Source organism: Antrihabitans stalagmiti, assembly GCF_016482825.1.
Lineage (GTDB): Bacteria > Actinomycetota > Actinomycetes > Mycobacteriales > Mycobacteriaceae > Antrihabitans > Antrihabitans stalagmiti.
This window is the reverse complement of record NZ_JAEMNV010000002.1, coordinates 663,045-680,625: the sequence shown is the minus strand read 5'-3', so window position 1 is coordinate 680,625 and position 17,581 is coordinate 663,045. Positions and strand designations below refer to the sequence as shown.

The window sequence follows — 17,581 nt, the reverse complement described above, 5'->3', positions numbered from 1 at the left end:
CCTCCCTTGCGAATCGTCGAGTTTGCCACACCGCGGCACCTACCGTAGGCCCGGTATTGACAGCCTGCCAAGATGTCCATAAGTTAACCACGATTCGCAAAAAACGGAAGCGGTTCTTTTCGATCCCGCTTTCGACAGCAGAAAGAGATGCAATGTTGCGTACTCGGTTCACAGAGGTGTTCGGTGTCGAGCACCCGATCGTTCAGGGCGGAATGATGTGGGTCGGCCGCGCCGAACTCGTCGCTGCCGTCGCCAATGCGGGCGCACTCGGTTTCATCACCGCGTTGACGCAGCCGACCCCCGAAGACCTGACCAAGGAGATCGCGCGCACCCGTGAGCTGACCGACAAGCCGTTCGGCGTGAACCTCACGATCCTGCCGTCGATCACGCCGCCGCCGTACGAGGAATATCGTCAGGCCATCATCGACAGCGGCATCAAGATCGTCGAAATCGCAGGCGGAAATCCGGCGACTCATCTCTCCCATCTCAAAGACCACGGCATCAAGGTCCTGCACAAATGCACGAGCGTGAAGCACGCGCTGAAAGCGCAGCAGGTCGGAGTCGACGGCGTGAGCATCGACGGTTTCGAGTGCGCGGGCCATCCCGGTGAGAACGACATTCCCGGATTGATCCTGATCCCCGCCGCGGCGAGGCACCTGACGATTCCGATGATCGCATCGGGTGGAATCGCCGACGCCAAGGGTTTGGTCGCAGCACTCGCGCTCGGCGCCGACGGGGTCAACATGGGTACACGTTTTATGTGTACGCAGGAATCCGGTGTGGCACAGAAGGTCAAGGAGCAGATCGTCGCGAACAGCGAACTCGACACGAAACTCATCTTCCGAACGCTGAACAACACCGCCCGCGTCGCCGACAACGCGATCAGCCGCAAGGTCGTCGAGATCGAGAAGGCAGGCGGCTCTTTCGACGACATCCGCGATCTTGTTTCCGGTCAACGCGGCCGCAAGGTCTTCGAAGAGGGCGACCTCGACGCGGGCATCTGGACCACAGGGCAATCGCAGGGTCTCATTCACGACATTCCGACTGTTGCCGACCTGGTGACGCGGATGATCGATGAAGCTGAAGACATCATCACCGGCAGGCTGAACGAAATGGTCGCCGCACCCGTCACAGCGAGGAGCTGACCGTCATGACCGAGACGACAACAACAAAAGCGCCTCGATACACCGCGATCAACGACGACGGCGTACTTCGTGTCACCATCACCAATCCGAAGCGGATGAACGCACTCGACTACGACACCATGGTCGCGCTCGGTGACGTGTTCGTCGGTGTTGCCACCGACAGGTCGGTCCGCGTCGTCGTGCTCACCGGCGAAGGCGATCGTGCCTTCTGTACCGGCGCCGACCTGTCGTCGAGTGTCGCCGAGGCCGGCCGGGGTATCACCCCGGAAATGACCATGGACGCAGCGAATCGTGTTGTGCGAGCGATCATCGACGCCCCGGTACCCGTGATCGCGCGCGTCAAGGGGTCCGCAGCGGGCGTCGGTGTCGCGCTCGCGGTCGCCGCCGACCTCGTCTACGCGAGCGAGGACGCCTACCTGCTCCTTGCGTTCGTCAACATCGGGCTGATGCCGGACGGTGGCGCTGCGGCGATGATCGCGGCAAGCGCAGGCAGAGCACTCGCCGCCGAGATGGCGTTGCTCGGGCAACGATTGCCCGCCGCCGCCGCGAAGGAGGCGGGTTTGTTCGCTGGAGTGCTTCCGGCCGACGAACTCGACGCAACGGTGGACGCCGCGGCTCGCAAGCTCGCGAGTGGACCACGGCGGGCGCTCGAGCTGGCCAAGCAGGCGCTCAACAGTGCGACGCTCCCCGCGCTCGACGCGGCCCTCGAGCGAGAGAAGGTCGGGCAATCGGAACTGCTTACCTCGCCCGACTTCCAAGAAGGCGCGATGGCGATGTTGCAGAAGCGTCCAGCAAAGTTCGGGGCGTAGCCACAATGACCAAACCCGAACTGTCGGAGCCGCTGCGGTCGCGCCGCAATCATTGGAACAACCAGGTCGCGGTGCACGCCCAGATGCGTCCGGATGCAACAGCTTTCCGCTATCTGGGTCAAGACACGAGCTGGCGTCAGTTGCACGACCGCTCGGAGGCTCTCGCAGATGCGCTGTCGCGCCGGGGTGTCACCAAGGGCGACCGCGTCCTGATTCTGATGCTCAACCATCCCGAGTACATCGAATCGGTGCTCGCGATCAACGCCCTTGCCGCCATCGCGGTACCGGTGAACTTCCGGCTGACGCCGCCCGAAATCGGCTATATCGTCGCCGACAGCGGTGCGAAGACGATCATCACCGACACCCCGCTTGCACCATTGGTTGCTGCGGTCCGCGCGCAGGCGCCGGTCCTGTCGACCTGCATCGTCGTCGGTGGTGACACTGCAGAGGGCGTACTCGGCTACGAGGCGTTGGTCGCCGAACAGGGCGAGAGTCACGAACCGCTCGACATCCCCGAAGACACCCCTGCGCTCATCATGTACACCTCGGGGACAACCGGCAGCCCCAAGGGCGCGGTGCTCTCGCATGTCAACATGCAGAGCCAAGCGCTGACCGCGATCCGGGCATTCGAAGCCGTTTCCGACGACGTCGCCTTCTGCGCCGCGCCGATGTTCCACATCGCCGGCCTCGGCAGCATCGCGCCGACCATCCTGCTCGGCGGCAAGACCGTCGTGCATCCGCTCGGCGCTTTCAACGCGACCGAAGTGTTGGACGCCTGGGAGCAGGAGCAGGCGACGTCGGTATTTCTCGTGCCCGCGCAGTGGCAGGTCATCTGCGCCGACGATTCCGTGCCGAATCGCAAGCTCGCGTTGCGGGCGATCAGTTGGGGTGCCGCACCCGCGTCCGACAGTGTGCTGCGCGCCATGTCGGACACGTTCCCCGCCGCCCGCAATGTTGCGGTCTTCGGTCAGACGGAGATGTCGCCGATCACGTGTGTTCTCGAAGGCAAGGATGCGTTGCGCAAACTCGGCTCCGTCGGTCGGGTGATTCCGACCATCGCGGCGCGGGTCGTCGACGACGAGATGAACGACGTCGCACCGGGTGAGATCGGCGAAATCGTCTACCGCGGACCGACGCTCATGCAGGGCTACTGGAACAAACCCGAAGCGACCGCCGATGCGTTCGCAGGCGGCTGGTTCCATTCAGGGGATCTCGTTCGCCAGGACGACGAGGGTTTCGTCTACGTCGTCGACCGCAAGAAGGACATGATCATCTCGGGCGGGGAGAACATCTACTGCGCCGAGGTCGAGAACGTGTTGTTCGCGCACGACAAGATTCGAGAAGCCGCGGTCATCGGTCGTTCGGACGAGAAATGGGGCGAAGTTCCGGTAGCGGTCGTCGCGCTAGCGGGAGCGGACGGAGTCGAACTCGCCGACCTGGAACCCTTCCTGAACGAACGGCTCGCAAGGTACAAACACCCCAAGGACTTGATCGTTGTCGACGAGCTTCCACGCAACGCCAGCGGCAAGGTCGTCAAGCATCAGTTGCGCAAGGAGTACGCGAGCAACCAGTAGGCGAGATCGTCGATCCGACCCGGCGAATCGGCCCGCTGGTTAGGCTTCGACGATGGCATATTTGGTAACGGGGGCTACGGGTTTCATCGGGCGCTTCCTTGTTCCGGAGCTGCTGAAACGTGACGGCGACGTCCACGTACTCGTCCGTGCGGGGTCGGAAGGAAAGCTGGCCAACCGAGCGAAAGCGTGGGGGGCGGGCGACCGAATCAAACCCGTCGCAGGCGATCTCGGCAAAACCGCTCTCGGCATCGATCCGGCGTGGATCGACGCACATCGTGGCGAGATCGACCACATGTTCCACCTGGCGGCAATCTACGACATGACCGCCTCCGACGAGCAGAACGAACTGCTCAACAACGGTGGTACGCGGCATGCCGTGCAGGTCGCGAACGCTCTCGAGGTCGGCACGCTGAACCACACGTCGTCGGTCGCGGCAGCGGGTCTGTACGACGGCATATTCACCGAGGACATGTTCGACGAAGGCCAAGAGCTACCGTCGCCGTATCACCGGACGAAATTCGAGTCGGAGAAGATCGTCCGCGACGAATCGGAACGGCCGTGGCGGGTATACCGCCCGGCAATCGTCGTCGGCAATTCGGTGACAGGCGAGATGGACAAGATCGACGGTCCGTACTACTTCTTCAAGATGCTGCGCTTGGCCGGTCGGCTGCCCGGTCGGGTGCCACTGCTGGTGCCGGATCTCGGCGAAACGAACATCGTCCCCGTCGACTACATCGCCCGCGCGATGGACCACATCGCCCACGTTCCGGGACTGGATCGCGAAGCGTTCCACCTGGTGAACCCCGAGGCCCAGAATTCGGTCGACGTGATGAACCTGTTCGCCGAACAGGCCGGTGCACCGCGGCTCAAGCAATTGCTGCCGAAGCAGGCGATGACCCTCGCGATGAAGGTCCCCGGCGTGCAGAGTGTGCTGATGCCAGGGGTCGGCGTGCCGCCGGAGGTGATCGAGCACACCGAGTTCACCTGTCATTTCGATTCCACGAGAACCGTTGCAGCCCTTGCCGGTAGCGGTATCTCGGTGCCGCCGCTCGCCGACTACGCCGGTGTGCTGTGGCGGTACTGGGAACGCAACCTGGCTGACCAACCCTAGGGCGTGTCTCCGTCGAGGTCGGCGAGCTTGCCTTGCAGCACCGCCCTTTCACGATCGTTTCCGCACCTGTCGATTGCGACGAGCAGCTCGGCACGCGCCTCTTCGATGCGCCCGAGGCGGGTCAGCAACTCGCCACGGACCGTCGGTAGCAGGTGCGAGTTCGCCAACGCGTTCGTCGCAACGAGTCGGTCGACTATCGGAAGTGCCGCGGCAGGTCCCCGCGCCATGGACACGGCGACCGCGCGGTTGAGGTCGACGACCGCGGACGGCGCGAGCCTGCCGAGCGCGTCGTAGACACCGACGATCCGGTCCCAGTCCGTTGCCTCGACCGACTCGGCACTGGCATGGCATTCGGCAATCGTCGCCTGCAGGCCATATGCGCCGAGGCCGCGTCCGACCCGCTCCACGCTGGCAAGTGCGGCGCGTCCCCGCGCGATGGCTGCGTGATTCCAGCGGCTTCTGTCCTGTCTGTCGAGTAGCACCGGCTCGCCGTCGGGCCCGGTCCGCGCCGGAAAACGCGCCGCGGTCAGTTCGAGCAACGCAAGCAACCCGAGTGCCTCCGGCTCGTTCGGTACCAGTCTGGCCAGCACCCGCGCTAGACGCTGCGCCTCGCTCGCCAGGTCGAGGCGAAGCACATCGCGGCCAGAACTGGCCGACGATCCCTCGGTGAAAATCAGATAGATCACACTGAGCACTGTGCCGAGCCGTTCGGCCCGCTCGGCGGCGGACGGCAACTCGAACGGCACCCGCGCCGACCCGAGCAGTTTCTTGGCGCGGGTGATTCGAGCCTGAACGGTGGCGGTCGGGACGAGGAATGCTCTGGCTATTTCGTCACTTGTCAGACCGCCGACCACGCGCAGCGTCAGAGCGACCCGCGCTTCCCGTGCCAGCATCGGGTGACAGGAGATGAACATCAGCGCGAGTACGTCGTCGTCGATTTGATCCGGATCCCACAGCACGTCTTCGACCTCCCTTGCGGGGTCGGCGGGCAGACTGCCTGCTACGACACCGCCCTCGCCCAGGTTGTGGGCGAGGGCCGCGTACTTTTCGTCCAGCGCGGATCGACGCCTGTAGGTGTCGATTGCACGGCGGCGACCGACCGCGAGTAGCCACCCCGCCGGATTGCGGGGTGTGCCCTCGCGCGGCCACGTCACGAGCGCCTCGGCAAGCGCCTCCTGGGCAACATCTTCTGCGAGCGCGAAATCGCCGGTGTAGCGCGCGAGCGCACCGACTATCCGTGCCGAGTCGATGCGCCAGACCGCGCCGACCGCGTCACGACCGGTGTGGTCGGTCATCGATTGACGATCGAGACGTCAGAGTTGCCCGGTGGCTTCACGCCACGCACGCTCCCGCTGGACGTATTCGTTGTCCTGTGGGAATTCGTCGATCGTCGGCACCCGGCGGATCTCGGTCTTGAAACCTCGGGCCAGGACCGGCATCCGCTTCGCCCACTCGACCGCTTCCTCCTTCGATGTGACGTCGAGAATGAAGTAGCCGCCGAACAGTTCCTTGGTTTCTCCGTACGGGCCGTCGCTGACAACAGGTGTTTCGGACGAGTAATCGACGACCACCGTCTCGGCAGGATCGGCGAGACCCTCCATGGCGACGAGGACGCCTGCACGAATCAACTCGTCGTTGAACGTGCCCATGGTTTCGAGCATCGAGTCGAAGTCGACCTTTTCCATCTCTGCGAAGGCTGCATCTGTTCCTCGCATGATCAGCATGTACTTCATCGTTGTCTCCCTCGGATCGTCGTACCGGATCCGCTTTTCGGACCCTTCATCCCTAGGTCGAACGGGCAACGCGGTAGATCGACAACATCGTGCAGAAATTTCTCGACATCTTTTCCGGCTAGTGCTTCGGTGCGTAAACCTGCTGCTGAGCAGTGTATTTACCCCATCGGTTTCGGTTCGACCAGCCGACCAGATCGAATCGCCACCGAAACGGCCAGGTATGCGCGACCGTTCCGACGAGCACGGTCGCGAGCCCGACCGGGTCCGCGTGCTCGGTGAGCAGCGCTCGTTGCTGACGCGGCGAGGCACGGAAGAACGAGTCGAACATCGCGGTCGCCTGTTCGGTGGTGAGTCTGCCCATCCCGGCAAGACCACGCTCGCGCATCCAATAGACGAACCGCGCCTTCGCAGGCCACAACGCGGCTACCGGATCTGTGCCCGACAGCAGCGCATCGACGAACGTATCCGTCAGGGCAAGGGAATCGGCGACGCTGTAGCCGGTACAGGGGTGCATCATGCCGCCACGCGACCCGAAGGCGACGGCCGCCTCCTTGTCACGAAAGCGCCGTGGCGGCGGCTGGTCGAGCGGGTAGTGGCACGACTCGTGCGGCTCGTCGCCGGTCAGCGAAATGCCATGAGCGGCAAGACGAGTCACGACCCGTCGACGAAGTTCGTGCTGCGTCAGCCCACCCGGAACGCCGAGTGTCGTCTCCTCGAAGATCACAGTGCCGTCGCCGATGGGAACCGAGTAGAGGAACGACGGGGGTTCGTCGTTGGTCGCGCCGTTCTCGGGTCGCCAGTCCAGCAGCAAACCTTCTCCTGCGCCGACGTAGTGCTCGACGCGGTGTGCCTCGACGAAGATGCCGTGCGCACTTGCTGCGGGTCGGCGGTCGGTCTTCGGTAAGCCTCTGGTGTCGACGACGATGTCGGCCTCGATGTCGGTTCCGTCCGCGAGCGTCACCCGACGTGCGGTCAGCGCTGTCGCCCGCTGGGCCTCGATATGGACGTCGTCGAGCGGCAAGGCATCGAAGAGTCTCGGCTTGGACAGGACCACGTACGGACGCTCGATCCTGCGTTCGGTGGTGGTCCACACCGTCGGCGCTTCGATCCGCGACGCGACGACCGACGGCGGCAGCCAGGACGGCAGTTCGTCGAGCCAGGCGGAGTAGGTCGGGGTCCAGATTCGGTCGGGCCGTGGATCGACAGCCGCGACCCGCAACCCCGCCTGCGCGCTTCGATGTGCCAGTGCCCGACCGGTCGGGCCGAGGCCGACCACACATACGTCGACTCTTCGCGACCCTGTTCCCATGCCCCCATTCAACTCGAGGCACCCGCGAGCGTGACCGTCGGGGAGCCGCCAGAACCGGGGGCAACGACAATGCTGTCCCAAGAAGATCGGTCGTGTTTTTGGTACGCGCGCCTCATAACGTCGAATTATGCGAATTGCGAGTCTGATTCGGGCCTGCGCGGCCCCTGCGCTGTTGGTCGTCGCGCTCACCAACGGAATCTGCATTCCGATCAGCTCTGCTGACCCGGGGGAGCGATCCCGCATCGTCGACGTCCGCAGCGACAGTGATCGAGACATCACATTGTCCGTCTACTCCGCCGCCATGAGCCGGACCTTCTCGGTCACCGTGCAGCGGGCTGCCGACGACAGCGTGCCGCGCCCGACGCTGTATCTGCTGACCGGGGTCAGCGGTGGGGTCGACGGCACCCAGTGGGGACGCAAGAGCGACGCGCTGCAGTTCCTGCGGGACAAGAACGTCAACGTCGTTTCACCCATCGGTGGACCCTTCAGCTACTACACGGACTGGCGCAACGACGATCCGCTGCTCGGCCGAAACAAGTGGAAGACGTTCCTGACTGCGGAACTACCGCCGCTCATCGACGAGCACTTCGACACCAACGGCAAGAATGCGATCGCCGGTCTGTCGATGTCGGGGGCGTCCGCGTTCGCGCTCGCGGCGGCCGCTCCAGGGCTCTACGCAAGCGCCGCGTCCTACAGCGGCTGCGTCCAGACTTCCGATCCGATCGGGCAGAGTTTGGTCCGCATCGTCGTCGAATTCTGGGGCGGTGCGAACACCCAGAACATGTGGGGTCCGCCGGGGGACCCGATGTGGGCCGCCAACGACCCTTTCGTGCACGCCGCGAATCTGCGGGGGATGGCGCTCTACATCTCCACTGGCACAGGTCTTCCCGGCGAGTACGACGTCTACGGCGGTCCGTACTCGATACCTGGACCCGCGGGTTTTGCGAATCAGCTCACCGTCGGTGGCGTCATCGAGGTTGCGACCGACTATTGCTCGCGCAATCTCAAGACTCGTCTCGACCAACTCGGCATCGCAGCGCACTACAACTTCCGCCCGACCGGAACGCACACGTGGGGGTACTGGCAGGACGATTTCAAGGACTCGTGGCCGGTGCTCGCCGGACCGCTCGGTATCCGATGAGGCGCGCCTGGCGAACCGTTGCGTTGGTGACCGCAACGGTCGCGCTCCTGCTGCCCGGAAGGGTGGCAGTAGCCGAGCCCGGCTTGGCAGGCGCGAACGACTGGACCTGCACGCCGTCGGCGTCGCATCCGCGTCCGGTCGTTCTCGTTCACGGATCGGGTTCCGACATCTACCGCGCGTTTCCGGTGCTTGCGGTGTTGCTTCGAGCCGAGGGGTACTGCGTCTTCGCTCGGAACATCGGCGGCGTGCCTGCCTGGTACGACCCGTCGAAGATCGTCTGGGGGACCGCGGATATTCGCCGAAGCGGGGACGAACTGCGATCCTTCGTCGACGAGGTTCGGGCTCGGACCGGGTCCACTCAGGTCGACATCGTCGGTCACTCGTCGGGTGGGACGGTCGCTCGGCAGTATCTGAAAAATGGGGGAGCGGGTGCGGTGCGGTCGCTCGTGCTGGTGTCGTCGGCGAACAACGGCACCACGTTCGCCGGCCTACGCGGTCTGTACCCGGATCTCGCGTCGCTCGGCATGCGCGAGGACCAGATCGCGGGCCAGGTCTTCGGTGCCGCGGGTACGCAAATGCAGGTCGGTTCGACTCTGTTGGCAGACCTCGACGCCGGCGGGCAGACGATCGCCGGAGTCCGCTACACCGCGATAGCGACGCGCGACGACGAGGTAGCGACCCCGCCGGAGACCGCATTCCTCGCCGCGGCGGACAACGTGCGGAACGTGTGGGTCCAGGACGGTTGCCCGACGAATCGTGTCGCCCACGGCTCGATGCTCATCGATCCGCGCGCATTGCACCTCGTGCTGGCGGCGTTGGATCCCGACTACGGGAGGACCCACACGCCGCCGTGCGCGAGCTGACTGGTTACTTGGGGGTGATCCAGGTGGTGATATCTGCGTGCACGACCTCGGTGCCGTTGTTGTCGTAGATCGCCACGGGGATGACGAGGTCGGTGCCCTCGGTGATCGCAGCGAAGTCGGGCACGGTGTCGAGTTTCGCCACCGCACGCAGACCGCTGTTCGCCTTGCGCAGGTACTGCACGTTCATCGACTTGGGAATCCAGCGATGGGTGTCGGGCACCGTCGCCTCGCTCAGCATTCCCATCGCGACCTCGGCGAGGTTGCACGCCGCAATGGCGTGGAAGGTGCCGAGGTGGTTGTGGATGCCGATCCACTTCGGTGCGCTGACCTCGCAGTGGCCGGGTTCGAGCACGGTCACGTTCGGCAGGATGGTGCCGAAGTACGGGACCCGCGCGACCATGCCGAGCGAAAACAGCGCGTGCCCGATCCTGTTGTCGGGAAGCTTCTTCCAGCCGCGATATGTCGCGCTCTCATTACCCATTCTCCTATCTTACTCCAAAGTAAGATAGGTGGTGCGCGGAGCGCTGCGGACCAGATTTGAACTCACCACCCGCGTGAGGCATACTGTTCAGGTTGCCTTGAACGGGACGCGCTGTTGTGCGGCCTGGATCGGGTGGGAAGAACGCCGATGGAGTCGATCGCAAGATCAGGCCCGGTGGCGAAGTAAGACTTGCAAGAACACCAGCAGTAAAACCCGCGCTCGTACGCGAGCGCATCCGGGACGCATTCGTGTGGCCGCAGATCAAGAAATTGTCTGGGTCGGAGAATGTGCGTTAGGGCGACACGCCCGACCGCGTGGACCGGTGAACAATGACAGATGAACAGCGGCAGCGGATCGAGTCCCCTCGATAACCATGCGTCTGTTCTGTGTCGTGAGTTCGGGTCGAACTGCAACAGACGAGGTGGGTTCAGCCGAAATCGGCGGACCTACAAGATCGGTTTTGTTTCAGACAGCGTCAAGAAAAGGACGGGTTAGCGTGGCGGGACAAAAGATCCGCATCAGGCTCAAGGCCTACGACCACGAGGCGATCGACGCGTCAGCGCGAAAGATCGTCGAGACGGTGACCCGTACAGGGGCCCGCGTCGTCGGCCCGGTGCCGTTGCCGACCGAAAAGAACGTGTACTGCGTCATCCGCTCGCCGCACAAGTACAAGGATTCGCGCGAGCACTTCGAGATGCGCACACACAAGCGGTTGATCGACATACTCGACCCGACGCCGAAGACTGTCGACGCGCTTATGCGCATCGACCTTCCGGCCAGTGTCGACGTGAACATTCAGTGAGCCGGGGACTGAACAACATGACTGACAACAAGAACAGGCCCGCGAAGGGCATCCTGGGCACCAAGCTCGGCATGACTCAGGTCTTCGACGAGAACAACCGGGTCGTCCCGGTAACCGTCATCAAGGCCGGACCCAATGTCGTAACCCAGATCCGTACCGAAGAACTCGACGGCTACAGCGCCGTGCAGGTTGCCTTCGGTGCCATCGACCCACGCAAGGTGAACAAGCCGAACTCCGGCCAGTTCGCCAAGGCAGGCGTCACGCCGCGCCGCCACGTGGTCGAGCTGCGAATCGCCGATACCGCCTCGTACGAGGTCGGCCAGGAACTCACCGCCGAGATCTTCGAAGACGGTGCGTTCGTGGACGTCACGGGCACGAGCAAGGGCAAAGGCTTCGCCGGAACGATGAAGCGGCACGGCTTCGCCGGCCAGGGCGCCAGCCACGGCGCGCAGGCTGTGCACCGTCGCCCCGGTTCCATCGGTGGCTGCGCCACCCCGGGCCGCGTATTCAAGGGAATGCGCATGTCCGGCCGGATGGGCAACGACCGCATCACGACGCAGAACCTCTCGGTCCACAAGGTCGATGCCGAGAACGGCCTGCTGCTTATCAAGGGCGCGATCCCGGGCCGTAAGGGTGGACTGGTGATCGTCAAGAGTGCAGTGAAGGGTGGTGCTCGAGCATGACGAGCGCAGTGAACACTTCCAAGACTTCCTCGAAGCTCAAGGTGGACGTCAAGGCTCCCGGTGGCAAGACCAACGGAACCGTCGACCTCCCCGCCGAGATCTTCGACGTCACAGCGAACATCGCTCTGATGCACCAGGTTGTCGTCGCGCAGCTCGCGGCAGCACGCCAGGGAACGCATTCGACGAAGACTCGCGCCGAGGTCCGCGGTGGTGGGCGTAAGCCATACCGCCAGAAGGGAACCGGCCGCGCCCGTCAGGGCTCGACCCGCGCCCCGCAGTTCGCAGGTGGTGGCGTCGTACACGGCCCGCAGCCGCGTGACTACAGCCAGCGGACACCCAAGAAGATGATTCGTGCCGCACTTCGTGGCGCATTGTCGGACCGGGCCCGCGGCGAGCGCATCCACGTCATCACCGAGTTGGTTGCAGGCCAAGCGCCGAGCACCAAGACGGCACGCTCCTTCCTCGCCGAGATTTCGGATCGCAAGAAGGTGCTGTTGGTCGTCGGTCGCGAAGATGTCGCGGCCTGGAAGAGCGTGCGCAACCTCGATGGTGTGCATGCGATCGCTCCCGATCAGCTCAACACCTACGACGTGCTCAACAGCGACGATGTGGTGTTCAGCGTCGAGGCGCTCAACACGTTCGTGCACGGCCCTGCCGAAGCTGCACAGGAGGAGAGCAAATGAGCACGATCGCCGATCCTCGCGACATTTTGCTCGCGCCGGTCATCTCCGAGAAGTCGTACTCGCTGATCGAAGAAGGCACCTACACGTTCCTGGTGCATCCGGACTCGAACAAGACGCAGATCAAGATCGCCGTAGAGAAGATCTTCGACGTGACCGTGACCAGCGTCAACACCGCCAATCGTCAGGGCAAGCGCAAGCGGACCCGGTTCGGCTACGGCACGCGTAAGAGCACAAAGCGCGCGCTCGTGACCCTGTCGGCCGACAGCAAGCCCATCGAGATCTTCGGGGGCCCGGTCGCGTAAGCGCCGGACTCCAGAAAGAGAAGAGAACTCATGGCTATCCGCAAGTACAAGCCGACTACCCCGGGCCGTCGTGGCGCGAGTGTCTCGGACTTCGCCGAGATCACTCGGTCGACTCCCGAGAAGTCGCTCATCCGTCCGTTGCACGGTCGCGGTGGACGTAACGCACACGGTCGCATCACCACCCGTCACAAGGGTGGCGGTCACAAGCGCGCCTACCGTCTGATCGACTTCCGTCGTAACGACAAGGACGGCGTGCCTGCCAAGGTCGCGCACATCGAATACGACCCCAACCGCACCGCGAACATCGCGTTGCTGCACTTCGCAGACGGTGAGAAGCGCTACATCATCGCGCCGAAGGGCATCGCGCAGGGATCCCCGATCGAGACCGGCCCCACGGCCGACATCAAGCCGGGTAACAACCTGCCGCTCCGCAACATCCCGACGGGTACGACGGTTCACGCCGTCGAGCTTCGTCCGGGTGGCGGCGCCAAGATGGCACGTTCGGCTGGCGCCGGCGTGCAGCTGCTCGGCAAGGAAGGCCCCTACGCCACGCTGCGTATGCCGTCCGGTGAAATCCGTCGCGTCGACGTGCGCTGCCGCGCAACCGTCGGCGAGGTCGGCAACGCCGAGCAGAGCAACATCAACTGGGGCAAGGCCGGCCGTATGCGCTGGAAGGGCAAGCGCCCGACCGTCCGTGGTGTCGTCATGAACCCGGTCGACCACCCGCACGGTGGTGGCGAGGGCAAGACTTCGGGTGGACGCCACCCGGTCAGCCCGTGGGGACAGCCGGAAGGCCGTACCCGCAAGCCGAACCGCCCGAGCGACAAGCTCATCGTCCGCCGCCGCCGCACTGGCAAGAACAAGCGATAACAAGGAGGGAGTGAAGGATGCCACGCAGCCTTAAGAAGGGCCCGTTCGTCGACGATCACCTCCTTGCGAAGGTGGACGTACAGAACGACAAGGGGACCAAGCAGGTCATCAAGACCTGGTCTCGTCGCTCGACGATCATTCCGGATTTCATCGGACACACGTTCGCGGTGCACGACGGCCGCAAGCACGTTCCGGTGTTCGTATCGGATTCGATGGTCGGACACAAGCTCGGAGAGTTTGCACCGACCCGCACGTTCAAGGGTCACATCAAGGACGACCGGAAGGCGAAGAGGCGATGAGCGATACTGTTCAGAACCCGACCGCACGCGCAACCGCCAAGCACGTTCGGGTCACCCCGATGAAGGCACGTCGTGTCGTGGACCTGGTCCGTGGCCGCTCGGTCGAGGACGCACTTGCAATCCTGAAGTTCGCGCCTCAGGCCGCAAGCGAGCCCGTTGCGAAGGTTGTCGCAAGCGCGGCAGCAAACGCCGAGAACAACCTCGGCCTCGACCCGTCGACGTTGGTCATCGCGACCGCATACGTCGACGAAGGCACGACGCTCAAGCGTTTCCAGCCTCGGGCCCAGGGCCGTGCGTTCCGGATCCGCAAGCGCACCAGCCACATCACGATCGAGGTCGAGAGCGTGCCTTCGCAGGGTGCCGCTGGTCGTGCTCGTCGCCGTCGTTCGACCGCAGCAGCAACTTCCGAGGGAGGGGCTCAGTAGTGGGCCAGAAAATCAACCCGCACGGTTTCCGACTCGGTATCACTACCGACTGGAAGTCGCGCTGGTACGCAGACAAGCAGTACGCCGAATACGTGAAGGAAGACGTCGCGATCCGCAAGCTTCTTGCCACTGGCATGGAGCGGGCCGGCATCGCGAAGGTCGAGATCGAGCGCACTCGCGATCGTGTTCGGGTGGACATCCACACCGCACGTCCGGGCATCGTCATCGGTCGCCGTGGCGCCGAAGCAGACAAGATCCGTTCGTCCCTCGAGAAGCTCACCGGCAAGCAGGTGCAGCTCAACATCCTCGAGGTGAAGAACGCCGAGGCCGAAGCGCAGCTCGTTGCGCAAGGTGTCGCGGAGCAGCTTTCGAACCGTGTGGCGTTCCGCCGCGCGATGCGCAAGGCGATCCAGTCGGCAATGCGTCAGCCCAACGTCAAGGGCATCCGGGTGCAGTGCTCCGGCCGTCTCGGCGGTGCGGAAATGTCGCGCTCGGAGTTCTACCGCGAAGGTCGCGTCCCGCTGCACACGTTGCGCGCGGACATCGACTACGGCCTGTACGAGGCGAAGACCACCTTCGGTCGTATCGGCGTGAAGGTCTGGATCTACAAGGGCGACATCGTCGGCGGCAAGCGCGAGATCGCTGCAGCTGCAGCACCCGCGGGTGACCGTCCGCGTCGTGAGCGCCCGACCCGTCCGCGTCGCTCCGGTGCCTCGGGCACCACCGCGACGAGCACCGAAGCCGGCCGCGCTGCGGAAGGCGCAACGGCTCCGACAGAAGTTCAGGAGGTCTGACGCATGTTGATGCCACGTAAGGTCAAGCATCGCAAGCAGCACCACCCGAGCCGTAACGGTGCAGCCAAGGGCGGTACCGCGGTGACGTTCGGTGACTGGGGCATTCAGGCTCTCGAGCCTGCCTACATCACCAACCGGCAGATCGAGGCAGCTCGTATTGCCATGACCCGCCACATCAAGCGCGGCGGCAAGATCTGGATCAACATCTACCCGGATCGCCCGCTTACCAAGAAGCCTGCCGAGACCCGCATGGGTTCCGGTAAGGGTTCGCCGGAGTGGTGGATCGCCAACGTCAAGCCGGGCCGCGTCATGTTCGAGATGACGTACCCCAACGAGGAGACCGCTCGCGAGGCCCTGCGCCGCGCGATGCACAAGCTCCCGTGCAAGTGCAGGATCGTGTCGAGAGAGGAGCAGTTCTGATGGCTACTGGTACCCCAGCCGCAGAGCTCCGTGAGCTCACCGAAGAAGAGCTGATCGCGAAACTGCGTGAGTCGAAGGAAGAGCTGTTCAACCTGCGCTTCCAGATGGCGACCGGACAGCTCGACAACAACCGTCGGCTGCGCACCGTTCGTCACGAGATCGCCCGTGTCTACACGGTCATGCGTGAGCGCGAGCTCGGCCTGGCCGCCGGACCCGTGAGTGATGGAGATGCCGCATGAGTGAGGACAAAGCAGTGAGCACGGAAGAAGTACGTAACCGTCGGAAGGTCCGGACCGGCTACGTGGTCTCGGACAAGATGCAGAAGACGATCGTGGTCGAGCTCGAAGACCGCGTGAAGCATCCCCTGTACGGCAAGATCATCCGTCGCACCACCAAGGTGAAGGCGCACGACGAGAACAGCACCGCTGGTGTCGGCGATCGCGTCCAGCTGATGGAGACCCGCCCGACCTCTGCGACCAAGCGCTGGCGTTTGGTCGAGGTGCTCGAGCGCGCGAAGTAAGAGCAACGACAACGTAAGAGGCCCGTCCCCATGTGGGGGCGGGCCTTTTGCGTTGCCTACGAGTGGTTGGCCGCAACGGGTGGAGCGGATGTCGCATTGGTGCCGGTCGGCGGTACCGATGTCGCATTCGCTCCGCGACTTCTCAGCTCCGTCGTTCTAGTTGGCTATCAGCAGGGCAGGGCGAGGAACTGGCCGAGTGCACACTGGCCTTCACGCGAGAGCTTCCACTGACCGTCGATCTCGCGCCAGGTGAGCTGTGTGGTCCACGGGTCGTAGCCGTCGGTGGCGGTGAACAGTGTCGCGGTTGCGGTGTCGCCGTTCACGTTGACCGGACCGGTGATGTCCCAGCGGAAGCTCGGGGGCGCGGCGGCGAGCAGACCCGCGACGGTGTCGACCTGGCCGAGTCCGGCTTCGCCGGCTTCCAGCGCTGCACCACGAACCGAGCGCGGCAAGCTGATGTCGACGGCGGTTGCGAGATTGGCGCGCAGCTGGCCGGTCGTCGGTGCCGCGACCTGCTGAATGGGGAGTTCGCTCGGTGCTGCCGAGCCGATTGCCGTCGGGCCTGCGAGCAGTCCGAAGGTGGCGATGATCGCCGCGGCTGTGAAGGTTGCCGCTCTCTTCCAGTGAGTCATAGTCGTCCTTGCCAATCTGTGTGTGTCCGCTGTTCTGCGACAGCAGGGTTAGGTAAGCCTACGCATGTTCCCACGCGTGGCATAGGTTATGCTAACCAACATTCGATGAGTTGGACTAGCTAGTCGTTGCGTGCGGTCGGTTCCACCTGTTCCAGCCCGCTGTTCTCGCCGCGGTGGCTACCTCAGGAGTCAACTCCGCTACCGCAGGAGCAGTGATATGCCGAAAACCGTTGGTTGGATTCGCAAGTTCCACAAGCCGAGCTCGACCTCGGCGTTGCCGCTGCTGATCTTCCCGCACGCGGGAACAGGGGCGTCGGCCTATCGGACTTTCTCGAAGGCACTCAGCGCGAACTTCGACGTCATCATCTTCCAGTACCCGGGCCGCCAGGACCGCGGGAAGGAGCCGATGGCGACGAGCATCGGCGAACTTGCTGCCGGTGCGCTCGCGGAATTCGTGACCTCCGAATACAACCGTGACGTTCCCATCACCGTGTTCGGGCACAGCATGGGCGCAATGGTGGGCTTCGAATTCGTGCGACAGGCAGAAGCCGCAGGCATCGAGGTCGGTCTGCTCGGTGCCTCGGGAGCGGTATCGCCGTCGCGGGTGGTCGACATGCCCTCCCATCCAACGCGTGACGAAGACCTGCTGAATCACCTCGCAGCACTCAACGGGACCGGTGCCGCCGTACTTGCCAGTCGCGACGTGATGAAGCTTGCACTGCCTGCGCTCAAAGCCGACTATCAGGCCTTCGACGCCTACGAATGCTCGCCGGAGGTCAAGGTGCGCAGTCGAATTCACGTAATGGGCGGATCCGAGGACGACTACGTCACCGCTCGCGAACTGCACGGCTGGGCCAAGCACAGCGAACAGGACATCGAGGTCACCCTCTTCGACGGCGGGCACTTCTACTTGAACGACAACGTCGACGGCATCGGCGAACTGCTCGAATCCGAAGTTGCGTCCGCACGCTAGTTCGGGTCGACC

General features: G+C 64.0%; 23 protein-coding genes. 18 read left to right on the top strand and 5 right to left on the bottom strand.

All coding sequences use genetic code 11. The features are described 5' to 3' along the window. Window positions 1-152: 152 nt before the first annotated feature. The 4 genes from JGU71_RS07480 to JGU71_RS07465 are packed head-to-tail and all read left to right on the top strand — an operon-like array spanning window position 153 to window position 4,639. Complete coding sequence (locus tag JGU71_RS07480) at window positions 153-1,145, top strand: NAD(P)H-dependent flavin oxidoreductase (RefSeq protein ID WP_199703378.1); 993 nt, start codon at window positions 153-155, stop codon at window positions 1,143-1,145. A gap of 5 nt (window positions 1,146-1,150) precedes the next feature. After that, on the top strand, window positions 1,151-1,954 hold the full coding sequence (locus JGU71_RS07475; RefSeq protein ID WP_199703377.1) for an enoyl-CoA hydratase: 804 nt from the start codon (window positions 1,151-1,153) through the stop codon (window positions 1,952-1,954). Between the two features lie 5 nt (window positions 1,955-1,959). Continuing rightward, window positions 1,960-3,528 (top strand): fatty-acid--CoA ligase FadD5, encoded by a 1,569-nt coding sequence (gene fadD5, locus JGU71_RS07470; RefSeq protein WP_199703376.1) that lies wholly within the window; start codon window positions 1,960-1,962, stop codon window positions 3,526-3,528. A 52-nt stretch (window positions 3,529-3,580) separates the two neighbouring features. After that, window positions 3,581-4,639 (top strand): SDR family oxidoreductase, encoded by a 1,059-nt coding sequence (locus JGU71_RS07465; RefSeq protein ID WP_199703375.1) that lies wholly within the window; start codon window positions 3,581-3,583, stop codon window positions 4,637-4,639. Here the strand turns inward: JGU71_RS07465 and JGU71_RS07460 are convergent. From JGU71_RS07460 to JGU71_RS07450, 3 genes are all read right to left on the bottom strand, one after another. Further along, window positions 4,636-5,934 carry an RNA polymerase sigma factor gene (locus JGU71_RS07460; protein WP_199703374.1) on the bottom strand — a complete coding sequence of 433 codons (1,299 nt, stop codon included), beginning with the start codon at window positions 5,932-5,934 and terminating at the stop codon, window positions 4,636-4,638. The two genes, JGU71_RS07465 and JGU71_RS07460, sit on opposite strands and share 4 nt — an antisense overlap. Before the next feature lie 18 nt (window positions 5,935-5,952). Continuing rightward, window positions 5,953-6,372: a YciI family protein gene (locus JGU71_RS07455; protein WP_199703373.1), complete on the bottom strand. Its 420-nt coding sequence runs from the start codon at window positions 6,370-6,372 to the stop codon at window positions 5,953-5,955. Window positions 6,373-6,490: 118 nt separating this feature from the next. Continuing rightward, a complete protein-coding gene (locus tag JGU71_RS07450) occupies window positions 6,491-7,681 on the bottom strand; it encodes a lycopene cyclase family protein (RefSeq protein WP_199703372.1) in 1,191 nt (396 codons plus the stop codon). 127 nt (window positions 7,682-7,808) lie between these two features. Here JGU71_RS07450 and JGU71_RS07445 point away from each other — a divergent pair, with 127 nt between their 5' ends. Both JGU71_RS07445 and JGU71_RS07440 read left to right on the top strand, forming a co-directional pair. Then, window positions 7,809-8,822 (top strand): alpha/beta hydrolase, encoded by a 1,014-nt coding sequence (locus JGU71_RS07445; protein ID WP_199703371.1) that lies wholly within the window; start codon window positions 7,809-7,811, stop codon window positions 8,820-8,822. A gap of 26 nt (window positions 8,823-8,848) precedes the next feature. Further along, window positions 8,849-9,685 carry an esterase/lipase family protein gene (locus JGU71_RS07440; protein WP_307829542.1) on the top strand — a complete coding sequence of 279 codons (837 nt, stop codon included), beginning with the start codon at window positions 8,849-8,851 and terminating at the stop codon, window positions 9,683-9,685. A 4-nt stretch (window positions 9,686-9,689) separates the two neighbouring features. Here JGU71_RS07440 and JGU71_RS07435 read toward each other — a convergent pair whose 3' ends face one another. Beyond that, entirely contained in the window at window positions 9,690-10,166 is a 477-nt protein-coding gene (locus JGU71_RS07435; protein ID WP_199703370.1) for a hotdog fold domain-containing protein, read from the bottom strand. A gap of 496 nt (window positions 10,167-10,662) precedes the next feature. Here JGU71_RS07435 and rpsJ point away from each other — a divergent pair, with 496 nt between their 5' ends. The 11 genes from rpsJ to rpsQ are packed head-to-tail and all read left to right on the top strand — an operon-like array spanning window position 10,663 to window position 15,964. Next, complete coding sequence (gene rpsJ, locus JGU71_RS07430) at window positions 10,663-10,968, top strand: 30S ribosomal protein S10 (RefSeq protein WP_003938093.1); 306 nt, start codon at window positions 10,663-10,665, stop codon at window positions 10,966-10,968. A gap of 17 nt (window positions 10,969-10,985) precedes the next feature. Continuing rightward, complete coding sequence (rplC, locus tag JGU71_RS07425; RefSeq protein ID WP_199703369.1) at window positions 10,986-11,651, top strand: 50S ribosomal protein L3; 666 nt, start codon at window positions 10,986-10,988, stop codon at window positions 11,649-11,651. Continuing rightward, on the top strand, window positions 11,648-12,334 hold the full coding sequence (rplD, locus tag JGU71_RS07420; RefSeq protein ID WP_199703368.1) for a 50S ribosomal protein L4: 687 nt from the start codon (window positions 11,648-11,650) through the stop codon (window positions 12,332-12,334). The genes rplC and rplD overlap by 4 nt, the downstream gene beginning before the upstream one ends. Beyond that, window positions 12,331-12,636: a 50S ribosomal protein L23 gene (gene rplW, locus JGU71_RS07415; protein WP_199703367.1), complete on the top strand. Its 306-nt coding sequence runs from the start codon at window positions 12,331-12,333 to the stop codon at window positions 12,634-12,636. The genes rplD and rplW overlap by 4 nt, the downstream gene beginning before the upstream one ends. Before the next feature lie 30 nt (window positions 12,637-12,666). Next, complete coding sequence (gene rplB / locus JGU71_RS07410) at window positions 12,667-13,506, top strand: 50S ribosomal protein L2 (protein WP_199703366.1); 840 nt, start codon at window positions 12,667-12,669, stop codon at window positions 13,504-13,506. Window positions 13,507-13,523: 17 nt separating this feature from the next. Next, a complete protein-coding gene (gene rpsS, locus JGU71_RS07405) occupies window positions 13,524-13,805 on the top strand; it encodes a 30S ribosomal protein S19 (RefSeq protein ID WP_169588057.1) in 282 nt (93 codons plus the stop codon). Continuing rightward, on the top strand, window positions 13,802-14,230 hold the full coding sequence (rplV, locus tag JGU71_RS07400) for a 50S ribosomal protein L22 (RefSeq protein ID WP_199703365.1): 429 nt from the start codon (window positions 13,802-13,804) through the stop codon (window positions 14,228-14,230). Before rpsS ends, rplV begins: the two co-directional genes overlap by 4 nt. After that, window positions 14,230-15,024, top strand: coding sequence for a 30S ribosomal protein S3 (gene rpsC / locus JGU71_RS07395; protein WP_199703364.1), 795 nt, complete (start codon window positions 14,230-14,232; stop codon window positions 15,022-15,024). The genes rplV and rpsC overlap by 1 nt, the downstream gene beginning before the upstream one ends. 3 nt (window positions 15,025-15,027) lie before the next feature. After that, on the top strand, window positions 15,028-15,444 hold the full coding sequence (rplP, locus tag JGU71_RS07390) for a 50S ribosomal protein L16 (RefSeq protein ID WP_199703363.1): 417 nt from the start codon (window positions 15,028-15,030) through the stop codon (window positions 15,442-15,444). Further along, the gene (rpmC, locus tag JGU71_RS07385) at window positions 15,444-15,683 is read left to right on the top strand and encodes a 50S ribosomal protein L29 (RefSeq protein ID WP_199703362.1); all 240 of its coding nucleotides are present in this window, start codon (window positions 15,444-15,446) and stop codon (window positions 15,681-15,683) included. Before rplP ends, rpmC begins: the two co-directional genes overlap by 1 nt. Further along, window positions 15,680-15,964: a 30S ribosomal protein S17 gene (gene rpsQ, locus JGU71_RS07380; RefSeq protein ID WP_199703361.1), complete on the top strand. Its 285-nt coding sequence runs from the start codon at window positions 15,680-15,682 to the stop codon at window positions 15,962-15,964. The genes rpmC and rpsQ overlap by 4 nt, the downstream gene beginning before the upstream one ends. A 167-nt stretch (window positions 15,965-16,131) precedes the next feature. On the opposite strand, the gene JGU71_RS07375 is transcribed toward rpsQ, so the two are convergent. Further along, complete coding sequence (locus JGU71_RS07375) at window positions 16,132-16,596, bottom strand: MTB12 C-terminal domain-containing protein (protein WP_199703360.1); 465 nt, start codon at window positions 16,594-16,596, stop codon at window positions 16,132-16,134. 217 nt (window positions 16,597-16,813) lie between these two features. On the opposite strand from JGU71_RS07375, the gene JGU71_RS07370 reads away from it, so the two are divergent. Then, window positions 16,814-17,569 (top strand): thioesterase II family protein, encoded by a 756-nt coding sequence (locus JGU71_RS07370; protein WP_199703359.1) that lies wholly within the window; start codon window positions 16,814-16,816, stop codon window positions 17,567-17,569. The last annotated feature ends 12 nt before the right edge of the window (window positions 17,570-17,581 follow it).

Excerpts from the sequence above, each read along its gene's own strand:
- JGU71_RS07480 (WP_199703378.1), top strand. The coding sequence starts at position 153 with ATGTTGCGTACTCGGTTCACAGAGGTGTTCGGTGTCGAGCACCCGATC.
- JGU71_RS07475 (WP_199703377.1), top strand. The coding sequence starts at position 1,151 with ATGACCGAGACGACAACAACAAAAGCGCCTCGATACACCGCGATCAAC.
- fadD5 (WP_199703376.1), top strand. The coding sequence starts at position 1,960 with ATGACCAAACCCGAACTGTCGGAGCCGCTGCGGTCGCGCCGCAATCAT.
- JGU71_RS07465 (WP_199703375.1), top strand. The coding sequence starts at position 3,581 with ATGGCATATTTGGTAACGGGGGCTACGGGTTTCATCGGGCGCTTCCTT.
- JGU71_RS07460 (WP_199703374.1), bottom strand. The coding sequence starts at position 5,934 with ATGACCGACCACACCGGTCGTGACGCGGTCGGCGCGGTCTGGCGCATC.
- JGU71_RS07455 (WP_199703373.1), bottom strand. The coding sequence starts at position 6,372 with ATGAAGTACATGCTGATCATGCGAGGAACAGATGCAGCCTTCGCAGAG.
- JGU71_RS07450 (WP_199703372.1), bottom strand. The coding sequence starts at position 7,681 with ATGGGAACAGGGTCGCGAAGAGTCGACGTATGTGTGGTCGGCCTCGGC.
- JGU71_RS07445 (WP_199703371.1), top strand. The coding sequence starts at position 7,809 with ATGCGAATTGCGAGTCTGATTCGGGCCTGCGCGGCCCCTGCGCTGTTG.
- JGU71_RS07435 (WP_199703370.1), bottom strand. The coding sequence starts at position 10,166 with ATGGGTAATGAGAGCGCGACATATCGCGGCTGGAAGAAGCTTCCCGAC.
- rplC (WP_199703369.1), top strand. The coding sequence starts at position 10,986 with ATGACTGACAACAAGAACAGGCCCGCGAAGGGCATCCTGGGCACCAAG.
- rplD (WP_199703368.1), top strand. The coding sequence starts at position 11,648 with ATGACGAGCGCAGTGAACACTTCCAAGACTTCCTCGAAGCTCAAGGTG.
- rplW (WP_199703367.1), top strand. The coding sequence starts at position 12,331 with ATGAGCACGATCGCCGATCCTCGCGACATTTTGCTCGCGCCGGTCATC.
- rplB (WP_199703366.1), top strand. The coding sequence starts at position 12,667 with ATGGCTATCCGCAAGTACAAGCCGACTACCCCGGGCCGTCGTGGCGCG.
- rpsS (WP_169588057.1), top strand. The coding sequence starts at position 13,524 with ATGCCACGCAGCCTTAAGAAGGGCCCGTTCGTCGACGATCACCTCCTT.
- rplV (WP_199703365.1), top strand. The coding sequence starts at position 13,802 with ATGAGCGATACTGTTCAGAACCCGACCGCACGCGCAACCGCCAAGCAC.
- rplP (WP_199703363.1), top strand. The coding sequence starts at position 15,028 with ATGTTGATGCCACGTAAGGTCAAGCATCGCAAGCAGCACCACCCGAGC.
- rpmC (WP_199703362.1), top strand. The coding sequence starts at position 15,444 with ATGGCTACTGGTACCCCAGCCGCAGAGCTCCGTGAGCTCACCGAAGAA.
- rpsQ (WP_199703361.1), top strand. The coding sequence starts at position 15,680 with ATGAGTGAGGACAAAGCAGTGAGCACGGAAGAAGTACGTAACCGTCGG.
- JGU71_RS07375 (WP_199703360.1), bottom strand. The coding sequence starts at position 16,596 with ATGACTCACTGGAAGAGAGCGGCAACCTTCACAGCCGCGGCGATCATC.
- JGU71_RS07370 (WP_199703359.1), top strand. The coding sequence starts at position 16,814 with ATGCCGAAAACCGTTGGTTGGATTCGCAAGTTCCACAAGCCGAGCTCG.